General features: G+C 43.0%; 19 protein-coding genes and 2 pseudogenes. 6 read left to right on the forward strand and 15 right to left on the reverse strand.

The window, feature by feature from the left end; translation table 11 throughout:
• Positions 1-31 precede the first annotated feature (31 nt).
• Entirely contained in the window at positions 32-1000 is a 969-nt protein-coding gene (locus HGT71_RS08325; RefSeq protein ID WP_241597160.1) for a PDR/VanB family oxidoreductase, read from the reverse strand.
• Between the two features lie 8 nt (positions 1001-1008).
• Positions 1009-2040, reverse strand: coding sequence for a molybdenum cofactor-independent xanthine hydroxylase subunit HpxD (gene hpxD, locus HGT71_RS08330; protein ID WP_214217380.1), 1032 nt, complete (start codon positions 2038-2040; stop codon positions 1009-1011).
• Positions 2041-2160: 120 nt separating this feature from the next.
• On the opposite strand from hpxD, the gene HGT71_RS08335 reads away from it, so the two are divergent.
• Entirely contained in the window at positions 2161-3078 is a 918-nt protein-coding gene (locus HGT71_RS08335; RefSeq protein WP_214217381.1) for a LysR family transcriptional regulator, read from the forward strand.
• Positions 3079-3096: 18 nt separating this feature from the next.
• Here HGT71_RS08335 and HGT71_RS08340 read toward each other — a convergent pair whose 3' ends face one another.
• The 5 genes and pseudogenes from HGT71_RS08340 to manA all read right to left on the reverse strand — a co-directional run bounded on the left by HGT71_RS08340 (position 3097) and on the right by manA (position 7656).
• Positions 3097-3561, reverse strand: coding sequence for a DUF986 family protein (locus HGT71_RS08340; RefSeq protein WP_214217382.1), 465 nt, complete (start codon positions 3559-3561; stop codon positions 3097-3099).
• A gap of 45 nt (positions 3562-3606) precedes the next feature.
• Positions 3607-4455 (reverse strand): PTS mannose transporter subunit IID, encoded by an 849-nt coding sequence (locus tag HGT71_RS08345; RefSeq protein WP_214217383.1) that lies wholly within the window; start codon positions 4453-4455, stop codon positions 3607-3609.
• 10 nt (positions 4456-4465) lie between these two features.
• Positions 4466-5264, reverse strand: a pseudogene (locus tag HGT71_RS08350) (PTS mannose/fructose/sorbose transporter subunit IIC).
• Positions 5265-5318: 54 nt separating this feature from the next.
• Positions 5319-6267: pseudogene (gene manX / locus HGT71_RS08355) on the reverse strand (PTS mannose transporter subunit IIAB).
• Between the two features lie 174 nt (positions 6268-6441).
• Positions 6442-7656, reverse strand: coding sequence for a mannose-6-phosphate isomerase, class I (manA, locus tag HGT71_RS08360; RefSeq protein WP_214217384.1), 1215 nt, complete (start codon positions 7654-7656; stop codon positions 6442-6444).
• 1141 nt (positions 7657-8797) lie between these two features.
• Between manA and HGT71_RS15820 the strand changes: the two genes are divergently transcribed.
• From HGT71_RS15820 to HGT71_RS15830, 5 genes are read left to right on the forward strand one after another with little or no spacing between them, the layout of a single operon-like run.
• Complete coding sequence (locus HGT71_RS15820; protein WP_244986462.1) at positions 8798-9106, forward strand: Csu type fimbrial protein; 309 nt, start codon at positions 8798-8800, stop codon at positions 9104-9106.
• Positions 9010-9342 carry a Csu type fimbrial protein gene (locus tag HGT71_RS15825; RefSeq protein ID WP_342355449.1) on the forward strand — a complete coding sequence of 111 codons (333 nt, stop codon included), beginning with the start codon at positions 9010-9012 and terminating at the stop codon, positions 9340-9342. Before HGT71_RS15820 ends, HGT71_RS15825 begins: the two co-directional genes overlap by 97 nt.
• A 41-nt stretch (positions 9343-9383) precedes the next feature.
• Positions 9384-9878 (forward strand): Csu type fimbrial protein, encoded by a 495-nt coding sequence (locus tag HGT71_RS08370; protein WP_244986463.1) that lies wholly within the window; start codon positions 9384-9386, stop codon positions 9876-9878.
• A 3-nt stretch (positions 9879-9881) separates the two neighbouring features.
• On the forward strand, positions 9882-10079 hold the full coding sequence (locus HGT71_RS08375; RefSeq protein WP_214217386.1) for a fimbrial biogenesis chaperone: 198 nt from the start codon (positions 9882-9884) through the stop codon (positions 10077-10079).
• 25 nt (positions 10080-10104) lie between these two features.
• Positions 10105-10179 carry a hypothetical protein gene (locus tag HGT71_RS15830; protein ID WP_342355450.1) on the forward strand — a complete coding sequence of 25 codons (75 nt, stop codon included), beginning with the start codon at positions 10105-10107 and terminating at the stop codon, positions 10177-10179.
• 60 nt (positions 10180-10239) lie between these two features.
• Here the strand turns inward: HGT71_RS15830 and HGT71_RS08385 are convergent, their stop codons facing one another.
• The 8 genes from HGT71_RS08385 to HGT71_RS08420 form a co-directional block, all read right to left on the reverse strand.
• Positions 10240-10623 (reverse strand): hypothetical protein, encoded by a 384-nt coding sequence (locus HGT71_RS08385; RefSeq protein ID WP_214217387.1) that lies wholly within the window; start codon positions 10621-10623, stop codon positions 10240-10242.
• Positions 10620-10979: a tlde1 domain-containing protein gene (locus HGT71_RS08390; protein WP_214217388.1), complete on the reverse strand. Its 360-nt coding sequence runs from the start codon at positions 10977-10979 to the stop codon at positions 10620-10622. The genes HGT71_RS08385 and HGT71_RS08390 overlap by 4 nt, the downstream gene beginning before the upstream one ends.
• A gap of 131 nt (positions 10980-11110) precedes the next feature.
• Complete coding sequence (locus tag HGT71_RS08395; protein WP_214217389.1) at positions 11111-11482, reverse strand: SDR family oxidoreductase; 372 nt, start codon at positions 11480-11482, stop codon at positions 11111-11113.
• 316 nt (positions 11483-11798) lie between these two features.
• The gene (locus HGT71_RS08400; protein WP_214217390.1) at positions 11799-13073 is read right to left on the reverse strand and encodes an oligosaccharide flippase family protein; all 1275 of its coding nucleotides are present in this window, start codon (positions 13071-13073) and stop codon (positions 11799-11801) included.
• Between the two features lie 2 nt (positions 13074-13075).
• Positions 13076-13873, reverse strand: a complete 798-nt coding sequence (locus tag HGT71_RS08405) for a hypothetical protein (RefSeq protein WP_214217391.1) — start codon at positions 13871-13873, stop codon at positions 13076-13078.
• Complete coding sequence (locus HGT71_RS08410) at positions 13857-14771, reverse strand: beta-1,6-N-acetylglucosaminyltransferase (protein WP_214217392.1); 915 nt, start codon at positions 14769-14771, stop codon at positions 13857-13859. The genes HGT71_RS08405 and HGT71_RS08410 overlap by 17 nt, the downstream gene beginning before the upstream one ends.
• On the reverse strand, positions 14764-15777 hold the full coding sequence (locus tag HGT71_RS08415; protein WP_214217393.1) for a glycoside hydrolase family 43 protein: 1014 nt from the start codon (positions 15775-15777) through the stop codon (positions 14764-14766). Before HGT71_RS08415 ends, HGT71_RS08410 begins: the two co-directional genes overlap by 8 nt.
• A gap of 8 nt (positions 15778-15785) precedes the next feature.
• Positions 15786-16877 (reverse strand): glycosyltransferase, encoded by a 1092-nt coding sequence (locus tag HGT71_RS08420; protein ID WP_214217394.1) that lies wholly within the window; start codon positions 16875-16877, stop codon positions 15786-15788.
• Positions 16878-16883: the final 6 nt, after the last annotated feature.

Consider the following 16883-nt stretch of genomic DNA (forward strand, 5'->3'; position numbering starts at 1 on the left):
TGGGTCCTATCCTTGGATAGGACCTGCCCTGTCAAAGATCCAAGACCAACACTTCACTGCGACTGCGTGAACAGCACAGGGCCACCTGCTGCTGCGCTCCACTCTTCTCTTGCTCACTCTGTACCGTATCGCGATGGTCAACTTCTCCCGAAATAACATTGGTTAAACAGGCCCCACACATGCCCATTTCGCAGGAAAGCGGTATTGATACGCCTTGCTCTTCCAAGACTTGGGCGATGGTTTGCTGTGCACTCACTGGCCATTGTTGGCCAGTCGATGCCAGAGTAATGATAAACGTCTCGTCATCTCCCACCTCACGGCTAGCCACTGGCGGTTTAAAGGCTTCGGTATAGATTGCCTCGTCAGCCCAGCCTAAAGCCCGCGCGGATTCTCGTTGATGCTGCATAAAAGCTTCAGGGCCACAGAGATAGATCAATGTGTCGGTATCTGGCTGCGCCAATTCAGCGGGCTGATGGTGTCGAGGACTGTTACCCTCCTCGCTTAACCACAGATGACATTTCCCATATTGCCAAGGTGCAGACAATACCGATTGGTAAGCAGCCTGCTGAGCATGGCGACAATAGTAGTGTAGGCTGAAGGCAATACCTTGCTGCTCCAATTGTAGGGCCATCGCATAGAGGGGGGTAATACCGATTCCCGCAGCGATTAGCAGTACTCGCTGCGCGGGCTGCAGTGCGAAGAGATTACGTGGCGCAGAGAGGGTGAGGCGATCGCCGGGCCGTAATTGTTGATGCACATAACGCGATCCCCCCCGAGAGGCCGCGTCATGGGCCACACAAATCTCGTAGCGCCGGCGATCGTTGCAAGATCCGGTCAATGAATATTGGCGAATCAGTCCGGGAGCAAGGTGCACATCGATATGTGCCCCCGCCTCCCATGCAGGTAATAAGGTATTCGCTGTGTCCGGTACAAAGCTGACGGCTAAGTTACCCGTTCCCTGCAAACACAGACTCTCTACGATGACCGATAACTGTTCCATTTCACACCTCATACTAAGAAGAAGTCACCAAAGCCCATCTTTTTTAGTCCACGGCGATAAGCGATGGAGCTACGGTCGGCAGGAATATGCGCCTCTAGACTGAGATCGAGAGGCAGACGTTCTGGCATCTGGGTTTCCACCATCAGCCGATCTTCTTCAAAGACGCGCTGGTTAAAGGCATAGACATCTTCTACCGGAATATCGAGATCAAAATTACGCGCTATCGGCGCAAACATTCGCGTTTTACGCGCCGATACTGGCGAAGCCGCATTCATAATCACTAATCGGGCCTCACCCGGGAAGTGAATGGTCAAGGTGGCGGTGAAAGGCAGATGCATTTCGAAATGGCGCAACCACTTAAACCCTTCAGGCGCACGAAACTCGCTACTGGCCGGATAATTACCAACGGTACTCCAGTAATCGGCCTCGAAACCGTATTCTCGTTCTACCGCTTGATAGTCAGGGACCTGTTGGTTATTGGCGTCGGCAAAGGTCTCGGTATGGATCCAGGCGAAATGGGCAACATCGAGGAAGCCTTCGACTTGTCGACCGGCAAAGCCATTGACCTCGAAGCCTGGGCAGTTGATCTGCTGAAAACCCGCCGTTTGCCAGTGAGGCATCACGGGCAGTTTAGCCGGCCGCTCGCTATCTGGCGCTAGGCAGACCCAGATCAGGCCATAACGCTCTTCCACCGCAAAGGTCGAGAGGTTAAGTTTGGCCGGAATGGGCTGACCGGGACTCGATGGGATACGATTACACTTTCCCCCCTCGCCGAAGCGCAGGCCGTGATAGGGGCAGACGATACCTGCTTCATCATGAAAGCCCAAGGTTAAGGGAACCCCGCGATGAGGACAGACATCTCGTGCCGCGACCACCTCTCCGCCAATACGGTATAGCACCAGCTGTTCGTCGAGGAGAACCGCTTTGACGGGTGCACCAGCAATATCCATCGCTCGCGCGACCGGATGCCATTGGGCGGCCAGTTTCAGCCAATCGTCTGGCTCGAAAGTACAGTGTGCGGGAGGGGTGACTTTGCTCATAATCAATTCCTTACTCGTACGTAAAGCTGTTTTTGTTATGCAATTAGTGATAAACCTTTTAACTGTTCTAATCCATCAGCAAGAATTCAGACCAGTGTTGCAAAAAAGAGAACAGTAATCATGAGTCCATTTTCACGCTTTGCCCTCTATTATCTCGCCGTGGTGCGTCATGGCAGTCTGCGTAAGGCCGCTGAGCAGTTACATATCTCTGCCTCGGCCATTAATCGGCAGATTTTGCAGGCAGAGGAATCGTTAGGCACGCCGCTGTTCGAGCGGTTGGCCGAAGGCCTAAGGATGACCACCGCGGGCGAACTGCTTTATGCCGACCTACTGCGCTGGCAACGGGAATTCGAGGTTACTCGGCAACGATTCGATGAAATTCAAGGCTTACAACGAGGTAAGGTTAAGATCGGTTTGGTGCAAGCCCTTAACCAAGGGGAGATTGCCGACTGTTTGGCACGCTTAGTCGAGCAATACCCCTCACTGACGTTAGAGATTGTGATCGATAGCAGCCAAGCGATCGGCGAGCAGCTTCGTGCAGCGAATCTGGATGTTGGGCTACTACTCGATCCTGGCGAAGTGGCCGGTTTAGAGGTGAGAAGTTTTTGTGAGTTAGAGGTCGGGGTCGCCCTCTCGCCTCAGCATCCGTTGGCTAATGAAAAGACATTACGGGTCAGTGATCTGCATGCGCAGCGGCATATCTTGCCGGGTGAAGATCTTGTGGTACATGGTAGGGTCCTCGCACTGTATCAGCGGGCGGCATTATCCATAGAAAATGCGATAGTCTGTAACGATATTGCCTTGATTCGCCGCTTTCTAATGAAAAACAGTGGCGTTGCGATGCTTAGCCGAATCGATGTTCAGTATGATGTAGAGCAGAATAACTTGGCCTTTATTCCGCTGCACAATAATCCGACGTCACCACTCACCCTAGCATTATGTGTTGCGCCTTCTCGTCAATTGTCCCGTGCTGCACAGCGAGTCATACAGCAATTAAGTGAGAGTATTGAGGTGATTGCGGGGAAAAATCTTACCTAGTGTGATCCTTAGTGAAGGTTATTGATTAGGCTGCGCAATAATATGCTGATAAAGACGTTGCAAATCATCGGCGTGTTGGGCGCAGAGTGTGACCTTCTGCTGTGCCAGTGTCAGAATTAACGCTCCTTCTGCGGTAAGGTGGTAACGCTTAATGTGGGCCCACCGAATAAATTGTCCATTAATCACTATCCCCTCAGCGCTGACCCGCGCGATGGGCTGGCGTATCCAGCCATACCAAAGCGTCAGCAAAATCAACCCTAACAGTAATCCGCTATTCAGATAGCCCTCTGCACGCAACCGCTGCTGAATAAATACCACCAGCAGCAGCACAGTGACTATTCCCCAATCTTTACGTGATAATCGACGTAATGGGATGGTCCATTGCGTCAGCGGATACCGCAACGGTCTTAGCCACTCGCTATAGACCGCTAAGGCTAAACAGAGGATCACGATAATACCGAGAATAACTGTCTGCAGTGCCATAATGCCTCCCCAAACTTTGCCTCAGCTTTCCGCTGAGGCAATACCTTAAACGCCCAGTAATCCAGACCAATAGCCAAGAATACCGATAATAAAGAACCCCATGATAATCCATAGCGCATTCACTTTATGGCGTAACAACCACATACAGCCGAAGGTGAGGAGGAGAGGAACCAGCCCCGGCATAAGTTGATCGAGAATATTTTGTACTGTGGTGACAGTTTCGCCGCCCGCGGCGTCAGGCACTCTTGACACCACCAAGGGTATATTGACATGCGTCCACTTATTCACCAACGCACCTAATACAAATAAGCCGAGGATCGATGCGCCTTCCGTCAATTTTTGTAGGAAACCGCCTCCCATATCCTTCACGATATCAATGCCTTTTTGATACCCATAGGCAATCCCATAATATCGGGTGAGTAAACGCACCGCATTGAACAGGACAAAAAACAGTATTGGGCCGAGAAGGCTACCACTCATGGCAATTCCTGCTCCTAATGCGGCAAAAACTGGGCGAACCGTTCCCCAGTAGATGGGATCGCCCACTCCAGCTAAAGGGCCCATTAGCCCCACTTTAATTCCATTAATTGCCCCATCATCAATCGGTGCGCCATTGGCTCGCTGTTCTTCCATCGCGAGGGTGACCCCTAAAATCGGTGCGGCGACATAAGGATGGGTGTTAAAGAACTCAAGGTGGCGTTTAATCGCTTGGCGCCGAGCATCATTATTTTCAGGATAAAGCCGTTTTATCGCCGGGATCATTGAGAAACAAAATCCTAGGGCTTGCATCCGTTCGAAATTCCACGAACCTTGAAATAAATTAGAACGTATAAAGACGCCGCGAATATCACTTTTCGTCAGTTTTTTTTCAGTTTGCTGAGTGTTTTCGACCATATCTTTACCCCTAATCCAATTCGTTATCGATGTCCTGCGACGTGGCAGGGGAAGTGGCTACTGAACGATTATATTTAGGGCTAAGTTGGATATAGAGTATCGCCATCACCGCACCTATTACCTACCCCCAAGGCCACTAGGTTAAAATTAGTAAAGGCTGCCGTCACAAAGCCTAGGTAGAAGAACGGCATGAGATAACCGGCTCGCATCATATTAATGACCATGGCGTAACCGACCACCACGATCATCCCTCCGGCAATATTCAGCCCATTCGTCACCACTTCCGGGATTTTACTTAATAACAACTGGACTTCGCTGGTCCCTACAGAGATGGCGACAATCAAAGCGGGGATCGCAATCCGCATGGCTTGTAGAAAGAGCGCCGAGATATGAATCCAAGAGAGCGAGGTTAACTGGCCTTTATTTGCCGCACGGTCAGCCGCATGTTGAAAGCCCACTGTCAGGGTACGGACGATAATGGTAAAGACCTGGCCTGCTGCGGCCAAAGGAATAGCCAAGGCGATGCCTGCACCAATACTCTGTTGACCCGCAATAACCAAAATCGTCGATATAATGGAGGCAAGGGCCGCATCGGGCGCAACCGCTGCCCCGATATTCATCCAACCTAAGGCAATCATCTCTAGCGTCCCGCCAATGATGATACCCGACTTAATATCTCCTAACACGAGACCTATAAGCATACAGGCCACCAGCGGACGATGAAATTGGAACTCATCGAGTATGGATTCCATTCCAGCAATACAAGCAACGATAAATACCAGTACGATCTGAAGCGTGCTAATCTCCATTGAGCTTCTCCTCTATAATTACCCCTAAGGCTAATGTGCCGTAACGCCTTATATTCAACGTTTTTTAAGTAAATCCATCATCCCTACTCGGGTATCGGAAGAGACTTCACGCACCTCAAGCTCGATGCCCTTGGCAGCCAGTTGATGAAATGCGTCGATATCCTGCTGATCGACAGAAACGGCATTAGTCACCATGGTTTTACCTTCTCGATACGCAATACCGCCAATGTTGACCGAGTCAATCTTTACCCCACCTTCGACAACGCGTAATACGTCCGTAGGATTGGTAAATAACAACATGACACGTTCACCGGCATATTTGGGATTCACATAGACACGTAGCATCTTAGCGATATCCACGACATGCGCCGTGACACCCGGAAGAGCAACCTGTTTTAGCAATGTTTTACGGACGTCATCGGCCGCCACCGCATCGCTCACAACGATAATTCGTGAGACCCCCGTCTCCTTAGTCCAGCGCGTGGCGACTTGACCGTGAATGAGTCGATCGTCGATTCGTACTAAGCCAAATTGCATCACGCCGTGCTGTGACGGTATGGGCGAGCTGACCGGAGGCGCGGGCATCGCAGATGACGGTTTGGCGGCGAATGATGCGGGATGTTGATAGGCTTTAACCCCCTCTCTTCCGGCTTCCAAACCAATGTCGACCAGCTGTTCAAGGCTAGGATCGTCATCGCGGGCCATTAAGGTTTCAATTAACATGGGAATATTGACGCCGGCCAACACCCTATAATCGGGATGCTCACTGGCTAAGCGGGTAGCAGCATTGAACGGGCTTCCTCCCCAAGTATCGGTAAGAAAGATCACGCCCTGTGTGGTCGCAAGACGTAATAGCTGGCTGTTGTATTTATCAATCAATGTCTCCGTATTTTCGCCGGGAATAAAATCGATAAAGCCAACATTGTCTTGTTCACCTAATAACATTTCCGTTGTCTTCAGCGGCTGCTCGTCCGTGCGTTGCGATGATAATTGCTATCGTCAAGAGCCCCCCTGTTCTGTAGTCCGTTCATCGGTCAGTGGGGAAAGGATCGATAAATCCTAACGCCTAGAAAACTAAAGCAGTGTATGCACTAATCAAGCGTAAAGATGTGATTTGAACCGTCTATTGCTCTATAAACTCAATAAGGTCGAGCCATATATTTGTGATCGATCACATTTAGCAGCTACCATCGATTGGTGTAATAGTGATCGGCGCCTGGCATGATCCCACCGTTGTTAACGCAATCTGCCCCTCCCCTTTAATTGTATAAGCCTCTTGATCTGCCGGTATAAAGAGCGATTCACCGAGCGATAGCGTTAAGGCTTGCTGCGCCGAACTCAAGTTAAGAACGCCCTCCATGCACAGTATCAGTTGAGGTAGGCCTAGGGTCAAAATGCTACATGGCGAGGTAATGGTAATAATTGATAGGCTGAAGTCTGTCTCGGGTACTTGGTAATGGTACTGGTTAACGCTAATTGTGGGAGCTAAAAGACGCTGCTCGGCCTTATCTTCTTGAAACTGCACATTAGCCACCAATTCTTCGATATCAATATGTTTAGTCGTCAACCCTGCCCGCAGCACATTATCGGAATTAGCCATAACTTTCATGCCGACGCCCTGTAGATAGGTATGGGGGGTACCGGCGGCTAAATAGAGAGCCTCTCCCGGCTGCAGATCGATAATATTCAGGAATAAGGGCATTAATAGCCCAAGATCGGTGGGCCACACCTCCGCCATCATTCTTACAGTCTGCCCAATGGGCTGCTCTTGCTGCGCTACGCTGTGCAGTAGGTGTGTTAAGACTCGCTGTTTGTCATCCTCAGCAAGCCGCAGACAGGTAGTAAACAGCTGTTGCAGTGAGTCACTGGTTGGATTGTCGATAAATACTTCAACGGCGCGATGATCCCACTTGAGCCGCTGAAAAGCTCTAGCGATCTCGTCGAAAGGTTTGAAGCCTTTTAGCGCCTTGAAAGGCGTTAACGCGTAAATCACCTCTGGTTTATGATTCGCATCACGATAGTTTCGTGTCGAGGCATCGGGCGGGATCTGTGCCTCGTTTTCACGTCTAAATCCCTGCTGAGCGGCGTATCGGATAGGATGAACTTGAATCGATAAGGGCCGATCTGCTGCCAACAATTTGACCAAAAAAGGCAGTTGTTGAAAGGTTTGATAGGTAGTTTGTCCCAGCATCGACAGTGGATGCGCCGCAATTTCAGCCGCTAAGCTCTGCCAATTTCCTCGGATAACGACCTTAGAACTGGCACTAGGGTGCGCCCCCATCCACACTTCAGCCATCGGTAATCGATCAGGGTTGGCGAAACCAAAACGCTCGGTCAGCGCGGTCGGCGAGCCCCATGCATAGCGCTGTACGTAATTTTGCAATTTATACATGGCGTGCCATCCAAAATAGCGATGGTGAAGAGACTGGGCTTACACAAAGTTTAAGCGAGATAGATTGTTTAATCCTTTCTGGATGAGCGCTGATTAAACAGGGAAATAGTTGTCCTGTATTAACATAATAGCTTGGCACAGTATCCTCCTGATGACGGGACTTCCCTTACGAGTTTGACCACCTTATTGCTACGCCAGTTGGCTGAATGAAACTGTGAACCATGGCTAATTTATACTTCGAAAATAGGCTGAAAGACGAGAAACCGGATACTCGTCACAATGCTGGCCCCCCTAGTATCACAAGCAATCATGAGTATCGCATCGATGATCAATGAGGGACTTCGCAGCCGAAGCGTGAGGATAGACCACTACTGTACCTTTAATCAGGGCTACTTCAGGCCCGATAGCTGTCGATGTGGGAAAGCGTCAATGACAGACACTCCCTTCTTGCGCGGCATTTGCGTGCAAGCCTCTGCGCGACTAAGCCTCTACACGGATATTTTTGCAGCATTCATCAAAGGTTGTTACTGCCTTAACCCAAGGATGGATAGAATTAATTTATCGGTTTAGCGATGCCAGAATGAGATAAAATAGACAGAGTCGGGATAGTGTTATTAAAATTTGATCAAATTGATGGAGAACTCACCCTGTAAACAACCGCTGAGTCATTTTTTATGGGGGATATTTATTCAAATATAATTTTATTGGAATGGTGAACCGATCAAAGAATCGTTTAAATTATATTTGTCACCCTAAATTTTGAGCAAAATTTTTCATGGTATTAGCTGTGAAGATATAACCTTTTTCTTGCTGATCAGTACAAGCCACTATTCTCTTACCTACAACTAAGCCATACTTTATATGATTGCACATCTCAATAAACCATTGTTTTATCGAGTTAATTATCTTAATAAATGTTCATTAACACCAACACTACCCCCTGATCATGGTTAATCTGATAATGCTTTTAGTTATAACTTAATAATCTTATTTTGAAATTTACCAAATCCTAACAAAATACTTTCATTAATTATCCCCCCCCTCTTATTGACTTAATTCCCTCAAGCTAAAATTATTCTTAATTACTAATTATGACGTTCTTAAAAAATAAAAAAATATAATTAATACTATGAGGTGTTAAATGAATTTAAGACCCGCTTTATTGCTATGCGCGCTATTTCCTGTCGCGACGTTGTCGCCTACTGCTTTTGCGGCAGAAGGAACACTTAGCGGGCAGATTGGTGTCCAAGTGACGATCAGTGAAGGCTGTACGGTTGGTAATAATAATTCCAGTGGTACGGTAAACGAATGGGGCAGTATTAATTTCGGTACCTATGCTGATTTATCAAATATATTAACGGCACTGTACTCGGTTCAAATGGTACCGATACCGTTACTGTCACCTGTACCTCGGGGCTTTCGCCAACGCTTAAACTCGATGGTGGCGTGAATGAAACCGACTCATTACGTGCCATGATTTCGGGCAGCACCACCATTCCTTATCGCCTCTATTCTGATTCGTCTTACAGTAGCGAAATCGCGGTAGATGGCAGTATTGCCCTCACGGCCGATGGTACTGCACAAAATATCCCTATCTATGGTCGAATTATTCCAGCTGATCAGTCGTCCACCGCCCCAACCGCCGGTACTTATACCGATACGGTTACCGCGACGCTTAGCTGGTAATGTCCCAACCCCGAGCGCCTGACATAAGGGGATGGATCCTGATGATCGGTGTGATGTGCGTGCGTAATGCTATGGCGAGCACCACCACCGATACCTTTACGGTATCGGTGGTCATTACCAGCGGTTGTGCGCTAGGAGTAAGCTCGGCAAGTAACACAACGGATCTTGGCACACTGAGCTTCGGTACCCAGGCAGCGCTATCCGATAATGTTGATGCCACCAGCAGCGCTGGGGCAGGGTCGATTGTGGTGACCTGTACACCCGGAACGGCGGTAACGATTTCATTGGATTATGGCGTCAACGGTGGCAGTGCGACCAAGCGTTATCTATCCAATGGCTCACAGTTACTAGGGTATCAGCTCTACCAGGATGCCGCACACAGTACGGTTTGGGGGAATGGTTCTTTGGCCTACAGTATCAGCGCCTTTCCGCAAACCACTCAAACTTATCCCGTATATGGCCGTCTATTTTCGAGTAGTACCGTTCCTGCCGCAGGGACTTACACAGATACCGTTACGGTGACTTTGGCGTATTGAATCATGAAACTAATAAAAAAACTCTCGCTACTAATTTCCCTATTATGTGTTTCGGCATTCGGTCACGCTGGGAATGTTTTGCTGGTCTGGCCGATCCTGCAGGTAATCGAAGCCGATCAGCAAGGAAGCGCCCTGTGGTTAGAGAATCGCGGCACTACTGAGGTCCACTTACAAGCTCGGATGTTAAGTTGGCACGGGTAGCACACAAACGCTAAGCTATACCGCCATCGTCAATCCTAACCAGAGTAACCAACCGGCGGGCAGTTATAGCGATACCATTACGGTGACGATGAGTTATTAAAAAGCTTATTCAAGGTATTGGCTTACGTAGCGTAGGTTGAACACCATCACGCATATCTGTTTAAGGCTGGGCTTCGCCAATTAGCGAGGTATCGATAAGGACGGGATTCGCCATTGAGCACTCTTGATCAGAGACTATCGTATTAACAATAAAGCGTTTGTTAGGTCGATCCGCACGAGCAGAGATCACTGTGATTAATAGCGTTTGACTATAGAGCTCGCCAAATACTTTAGAGGTGGGAAGCACAGACGTACCACTGAGTTTATGTTGCGACAGCAATTCGACTTTTGGTAAGGGTTGTGGCTCGTAACCTTGATGACGAAGCGTTGCCAGCGTAACTTGTGCAGCCCAGGCTTGCGGTGTCGCACAATAATCAATACTCGGCGCCGCATAAGCCGTTGAGAGAAAATAAAGACTGAATAGACCTAATAGAAACGCTTTCATTTTATTACCCTCAGGAGTCGATCGGCTGAGTTAGCGATAAGTTGGCGTGTGCGAGCCGATAAGATAATACAGCCCTGTGAGGCATAACCTGGCGTAGTCAAACTGTCGCCGTGAATACGAAAGCTGTGCCGGCCAAACATAATAGTATGGGGTGCGGGATGTAAAACGAGGGTGAGAGGACCGCGGGAAGTGGTAACTTTTCCAATGCGATAGTCCCCTATCGGGATAGGCCCTGAGTTAGGGATATGTTGAGAGTCGGCACGATTAACATGAGGCGGGAAGCCACTGTAACCTTGCTCGATAAACTGTTGATTGTGATATAAACGTCCCGTCGATTGCTGATAAATCCATGGCATAGTCACCTCCAAAGTCGCAAAGTAACCAGCTTAAAAGATAAGGTGTAGGAGGAATATCAGTGAAATTCAGGGTGATGAGAGGATTTCGGGGAGAGTCTGAAGGAGACCACCCGAAGGTGGTCTTGGTATACTTAATCTAAACGCGATAACACAGTGGATAAGGATTCCCGCCATGGAGAAGCGGCGGTGAACTCACCAATCTTAGCCGTAGACATTACCGAGTAAGCAGGACGCTTAGCTGGTGTTGGAAAATCGGCGGTAGTGATTGCATTCACCTTTGGCTGTTTCGCTAATTTACCTTGTTGTTCCGCCTGTTCGAAGATCGCCGACGCAAACTCTGCCCAACTCACTTGATCATCACCACAAAAATGGTAGATACCGCCTGGCGCGGAATTTTCCAAGGTAGCAAGAATCGCCTTGGCAATGTCCCCTGCATAGGTAGGACAACCGAGTTGATCGCCGACAATGCCTAGCTCTGGACGGTCTTTCGCTAAACGCAGCATGGTTTTGACAAAGTTATTACCGTATTCACTAAATACCCATGCATTAAAAACCTTGTTGCCATTTGAACCATTCTTTCTCGGTACACCAATTAATTAACAAGATTTAATGTAATTACTTTTAGCTTCAAAACTTGAAAAATATTAGGTTGGGATTTAAGATTGTATCTAAAAAATAGCATTGAAAAGTATGGAAGCCATACTTCATACGAAATTATTAAAATAAAAAATATGAATTAAAATAAAAAAAACCAACTCCGATTGCAATTAAAAAATGAGTTGGCCAACTTAAAACCCATCAAAAACTTAAATTAATCAACTATAAATTTTTATAATTAAATAACTTAAAGACACTTAAATGCATTTTAAAAACAGAACAGCCCTTGAAAAAGTAATTCATTACAGTTAGAGAAATAAACTCTATAGCTAAAGTTGAGATTGCAGCACCTAACATGCCCCAAATCTTTATAAAAAAATACGATATAAATAATCCAAGAACACAAACACAAGTTGCTTTCCTTCCTAAAAAAGAGTAACCATCATAATTAATAATATATCGAGTAGTTACCATACCTAAACCAGACAACCCCGTTGATAAAATTAATGGGAACGTTACGTAGAAGGAGCTCAAATATTCATAACCGTAGAGTGAGTTAATGATAAAATTACCTAATAAAAAAAAGAATACAGCGTATAAGAAAGTAATCACAATAACGAACTGGGACATGAAAGCAGCAATGAAACATATTTTATCAACTGAATCCTTAGAATAAAGCTTTGGAGTTATTGATGTAATGAACGCGTTATTAACGAATCCCCAAGAAGAGCCTAAGGTAATAGCAACAGAGTAAATCCCTAAAGACTTTACCGACTCTACTGCGCCTAACATTAATCTAGATGTATTAAAATATATAGCCACGGAAACACTTGAAATAACTATCGGAAGACCTGAAGCTAGTACATATTTAAAATAAAATTTACGCCTTGATTTATCAAGCTTAAGGGTTATTTTATTATTCACTCTAAAATTAAAATATCTTAGCATGTAAGGAACAAGATTTAGTAGGACTATTGATAAACAAAAAAATACAATATCTAATTGATATAAAACAATTAGATACCTTACAAGAAAACTAATAAATACACCGATAACATTCGTAATAACATTATACTTAGAGTTATAAGTAGCATCATTAGCAATAACAAAGAAATCTTGTATAGCGATAAGTGAAGATAAAGCCACAGCCAGAGAATAGTATAGCGTCAGCTTATCGGAAGTGATATAAATATATATCTCTGTAGGTATAAATGCAATAATAAATATAGGAACCCTAATCATTCTTAAAGACATAAGCATTGATAAACCTGAGGATTTATTTCTACTTATTCTTTTAAATGATATTGTATCGGAACCCCATATTGCGATTGTTTGAATTAAAGAATAAATATACGTAGCCAAACTGAGCTTACCGAAATTATCTGGACCTAGATATTTTGCCACGTACGAAGTGACAAAAATCAAGCCTAATATATTTATAATCCTCTCACCCAATAACCAGAAAGTATTCTTTATGATTTTGTTTTTAATATTCATATTTAATCTTTATTTTTTTTCCCAAATATACTTTTAATCACATGTTTCCACGACCCCCTCCTTTTCAGATGTGACAAATATTGAGAGAAATCGTCAAATGCAGGATGGTATATTGTTGCTTTTTTTCTGTATAGATCTACAAATGGAACATAATGAGGTAACATGTATGAAAAAGAATTTCTATCGTAGATTATTTTTGACGAAGAATTGAAGCAGGAAGTTTTAAAATTATTATTTGATATTGTAGTTGCTACAAAAACCTCATCATTAGCCAACGTTGGGTTATTGACCCTACTATTATATAAAAAATCAACAGTTCGAGCGCTGACTCTAATTAGAGGAAAGAAAGTTCTATAAATTATTGAGTTGGAGAAATCCTTTTTATATTTGTACCACATCCAATCGCTTGTAGCCTTATCTAAGTAACTACATAAGAAATCAGTATCGTTTTCGGAAAATAGTTTTATTAACTCACTGAACTCCTCAGTGACTAGCACATCAGGTTCAACCATCCACAAATAGTCAAAACTTATATGATTTTTAGATAAAAAATCATTAACTATATATAGGCAGTAATCACCGAATCGCCATTGCATATCGTTGGTATGAGCTAACTTTAAGTCTTCCACAATAGTTTTACTGAAAATCAGTGTTTTAATATTGCCATAATTAACATTATCATTTTTTTCATCCAAAACAATTAATGGTAATATACTAGAATTCAAACCATCTAAAATACCATGCCATTTATTTGAATAATTATTCGACCTTAAAATCAAGATATTAGTATAATGATTCATTCTTGACCGCCTTAGTGAACTGTATAAAATCATCTCTATTGAGCGAATCTGAAGCTTTACGAGCAAATAGACACTTGGATTTTTTTAGTAGAGGATAATCTGTCATATCTAAAATTTTAGGATATTGAGGACCAGAATCCCAATCAATATATCGCAAGCAATCATTAAATCTTTTTTTATCATGATATAAAGGTAATTTTAGATGCATTATTAATGTATGGAAAAACATTTCATCCGGGCAATAAGTCCCTTCGAAAGATTTTAAAAAACCTGGGTTATTCTTTAAATAATCAAGAATAAGAGAAACAGACTCACTAGACAAAGAAAACCATTGAGTACCTTTATAAATATTAATATCATGATTTTTAATAAAAACCATACCCTCATCATTAATCATAAAAGGATAAAGAGAATATATTTTTTTTAAAACCTTTGTGAAGAAATTATTTTCTTTACGAAAAAAAATAACTGGATAGATAAATTTAAATCGTTTCAAGACATCAACATTATTATTACGATTATCTTGGAAATGAATCAAATTACGACCATTCAATCGGAACAAGAAATCTTTTAAAATGCTTACATCAACTAAGGGAAAGTCATCTGCTGATAATAAAGTAACGTAACCATCCCCAGTATGATTTCTTAATAAATTAAGGGTTGCAAGCACCATTGAAATATCCCCCCACTTAACATCAACCCTTTCCTTAATTAAGTGGACGCAACTACTTTTGAGAAATAAAAAATCGTCCAAATTAGATTTACTATCTACGTGAATATAAACCGAACAATTTCCACTCTTACTCAGATACTCACAGGTGAATTTTAAAGAATTTGTAATTCTATGGGCTAATATACAATATGAGTTTAATTTCATTTCACGCGAGTTACTATTCATAAATTCTTGGTTTTCCGGAAGAGTCTAATTGAACTAATTTCCAAATATATCTACTTTTTGCTAAATTATTTGTATTCCAATTATCAGCCATAAATATTAATATACCATTATATTTAAACACATTGCTTCCTTGCGAATGAAAAGTAGTCTTAATATCATGAGGATCTTTACTGATTATGGGGCTACCTAATCTTTTCCATGCACCAAAAACTTTATTAGACTCATAAAGTGTGGCGCCATTGGGCTTCCAGCCTGTTGTTCCAGATGTGATTAAATAATACTTTCCTTGTATCTTAAACATAACAGGAGCCTCTTCGTATCTTCCCGGTTGAACTCGAATATATTTTCCCGTTAAGCTAGTATAATCATCACCCATTTGCGAAATGGCTATTGTCGCATTATCTTCTGTAGTAGAGATCAAATAACCTTTATCATCATCATCGATAAAAACGCCAATATCTCTGGACATCTGACCTGACGCGAAATCCCTTCTATTAATTAAGTTAGCTTTCCTTTCACCTACTAAATTACCATTGATAGGACGAAACAATTTATTGATTCTTGAAATACTAACTAAAGAATAAGGCCCTAAAATATTCTTGGATCTAGCCACTCCAACTAATGCAGCTTTATAACCCTGATTTTTTTCCTCAACATGAAACCACATGACAAAATCATCATATTTTTTATTGTATATTATCTTTGGTCTTTCAACGAAGTAATCACCCTTACCAAATTTGTTAACATCATTGATGTCCAAGGCTAATCCCTTATATTTCCAATTTGAAATATTAGAACTTTGGTAGATTGAAACTCCTTGTTCATGATCACTTCTATTCTCTCCATATAGAAAGTAATGCCCCTTGAATTTTATGACACCACCCGCATGAGCTGAAATATATTTTTTGGAATCATCAAATTCAGGAGGTTTTACTAATGCTATAGATGGAATTGATCTTAAAAAAAATAAAACCAATAATAATACTTTATAACGAAATAACGACATATTCAGACCTAAGATAATATTGATTGTAGCCGATTAACGAAATTATCTATATAGAAATATTCAATGCTTTTTTGAGTCTCAATTGGGTCGAAATTTAATTCCTTGTTTACGATATCATCAAGTATTTTTGATAGAACTAAAGTAGCTCCAATCTTGAAGAGTTTTCCATTTATTGGATCATTGATGAAATCAGAAGGACCAGTTGGACAATCTGATGAAATACATGGTATTCCGCGAGATAGCGCCTCACCTATAACGGTCGGAAGTCCTTCATAAGCAGAAGTAAGTATCAAGGCATCAATTTTTTCCAAAATCCTCCAAGGATCATCGTGCCAACCTCTATGAATAACTACTTTATTTTTTAATTTAAACTTATCGATATAATCTACAATCAATTTATAATCAGGACCATCACCTATAAGATGTAAAGTAAAATTGGTCTTTGATAGTAAACAGGCATCGAGTAAATCCTTTATTCTCTTCTGCCCCTCAAAAATAAATCTTCCTATGTAACAAAAATTCACACCATCAGGTTTATCATGTTGAATTTTAATTTCATTATGATCTACTGGGTTAGGGAAAAGTATATTTTTACTTTGAGGTAACAGTATATCCAGTTCATGCATAATGCCCTTACTTATACATAGATTCCTATCTGAGTACCCAAAGAACTTAAATTCTCCATTACCAGAACTCGATGAAAAGTGGGGCCAACCAAAAATAGTGAAATCTTGCTTCAATGCCCACCTTACCTTACTTAATAAATAACACAGCCCCGGTCCAGTAGATATAACATGAGAAAACTTTTCTTTTTTTAAAACTTTAACTATATGATAAACATGATAAAGTTTGTTTAACTTCGTTATGGAAAACTTACCATCAATAATTTTTTTTGAACTGCACTCTATCCAATCAGTACTTCTATCTGCTTTGGAATAGAATTTTTTATTCAAATACACTCCGTCACTTAATGAAACAACACTGATCTTAACATCTGTAAACAATGGCGAGCTTTCGATAATATTAGTTATTTTATTTATTATCCTCTCCATCCCACCATGGCCCGAAATGTATGAGGTAATAATTAACAAATTTTTCACGGCACC

It is taken from the genome of Rosenbergiella epipactidis, assembly GCF_018494055.1.
Classification (GTDB): Bacteria; Pseudomonadota; Gammaproteobacteria; order Enterobacterales; family Enterobacteriaceae; genus Rosenbergiella; species Rosenbergiella epipactidis.

Excerpts from the sequence above, each read along its gene's own strand:
- HGT71_RS08325 (WP_241597160.1), bottom strand. The coding sequence starts at position 1,000 with ATGGAACAGTTATCGGTCATCGTAGAGAGTCTGTGTTTGCAGGGAACG.
- hpxD (WP_214217380.1), bottom strand. The coding sequence starts at position 2,040 with ATGAGCAAAGTCACCCCTCCCGCACACTGTACTTTCGAGCCAGACGAT.
- HGT71_RS08335 (WP_214217381.1), top strand. The coding sequence starts at position 2,161 with ATGAGTCCATTTTCACGCTTTGCCCTCTATTATCTCGCCGTGGTGCGT.
- HGT71_RS08340 (WP_214217382.1), bottom strand. The coding sequence starts at position 3,561 with ATGGCACTGCAGACAGTTATTCTCGGTATTATCGTGATCCTCTGTTTA.
- HGT71_RS08345 (WP_214217383.1), bottom strand. The coding sequence starts at position 4,455 with ATGGTCGAAAACACTCAGCAAACTGAAAAAAAACTGACGAAAAGTGAT.
- manA (WP_214217384.1), bottom strand. The coding sequence starts at position 7,656 with ATGTATAAATTGCAAAATTACGTACAGCGCTATGCATGGGGCTCGCCG.
- HGT71_RS15820 (WP_244986462.1), top strand. The coding sequence starts at position 8,798 with ATGAATTTAAGACCCGCTTTATTGCTATGCGCGCTATTTCCTGTCGCG.
- HGT71_RS08370 (WP_244986463.1), top strand. The coding sequence starts at position 9,384 with ATGATCGGTGTGATGTGCGTGCGTAATGCTATGGCGAGCACCACCACC.
- HGT71_RS08375 (WP_214217386.1), top strand. The coding sequence starts at position 9,882 with ATGAAACTAATAAAAAAACTCTCGCTACTAATTTCCCTATTATGTGTT.
- HGT71_RS08385 (WP_214217387.1), bottom strand. The coding sequence starts at position 10,623 with ATGAAAGCGTTTCTATTAGGTCTATTCAGTCTTTATTTTCTCTCAACG.
- HGT71_RS08390 (WP_214217388.1), bottom strand. The coding sequence starts at position 10,979 with ATGCCATGGATTTATCAGCAATCGACGGGACGTTTATATCACAATCAA.
- HGT71_RS08395 (WP_214217389.1), bottom strand. The coding sequence starts at position 11,482 with ATGCTGCGTTTAGCGAAAGACCGTCCAGAGCTAGGCATTGTCGGCGAT.
- HGT71_RS08400 (WP_214217390.1), bottom strand. The coding sequence starts at position 13,073 with ATGAATATTAAAAACAAAATCATAAAGAATACTTTCTGGTTATTGGGT.
- HGT71_RS08405 (WP_214217391.1), bottom strand. The coding sequence starts at position 13,873 with ATGAATCATTATACTAATATCTTGATTTTAAGGTCGAATAATTATTCA.
- HGT71_RS08410 (WP_214217392.1), bottom strand. The coding sequence starts at position 14,771 with ATGAATAGTAACTCGCGTGAAATGAAATTAAACTCATATTGTATATTA.
- HGT71_RS08415 (WP_214217393.1), bottom strand. The coding sequence starts at position 15,777 with ATGTCGTTATTTCGTTATAAAGTATTATTATTGGTTTTATTTTTTTTA.